This window comes from Devosia chinhatensis (assembly GCF_000969445.1).
Lineage (GTDB): Bacteria > Pseudomonadota > Alphaproteobacteria > Rhizobiales > Devosiaceae > Devosia > Devosia chinhatensis.
Map to the genome: position 1 here is coordinate 1 of NZ_JZEY01000039.1, position 499 is coordinate 499.

Sequence of the window (499 nt, forward strand, 5' to 3'; positions counted from 1 at the left end):
CCCTCGCACCTCGCACGTTCCTACTTTCGTTCTTTGTCTCCTTTTTTTGCTTTTCGTTCCTCCCCTCTCTCTTCCTCGTTCTTTTCTCTTCCACCGTTTCCCATATTTTTTCTTCTTTTCTTTTCGCCGCTCCTTCGCTTTTCTCCCATTCTATCCTTTTGCATCCTCTGATCCCCTTTGCCCCGCACTCGGCCCACTTTTCCGGTCGTCATGTGTTGTTTACATCCTGTCAGCTCCCTCCTCTTGCCCCTTCCCCCTCCTCCCTCCCCCTTTCCATCTCCTTTCTTTTCTTCCTTCTCACTTCCTCCCCCCTTCCCTCTTCTCCTCACACCCTCACCTCCTGCCTCCTACCTCTCTCTCTCTTCCCCTCTCCCCTTTCCGCCCTCTCCTTCTGCTCCCCTCTTGCCACCCTCCCACCTCACCCTCTCTTCCGTCCTCTCCCCTCTCTTGCCTTTCCCCTTCCACCGCTTCTCCCTCACTCTCCACACACTCTCTCCCT

At 54.9% G+C, this 499-nt stretch carries 1 protein-coding gene; it reads right to left on the minus strand.

The window, feature by feature from the left end:
* Positions 1–20: 20 nt before the first annotated feature.
* Positions 21–329, minus strand: coding sequence for a hypothetical protein (locus VE26_RS17670; protein WP_152658650.1), 309 nt, complete (start codon positions 327–329; stop codon positions 21–23).
* Positions 330–499 lie beyond the last annotated feature (170 nt).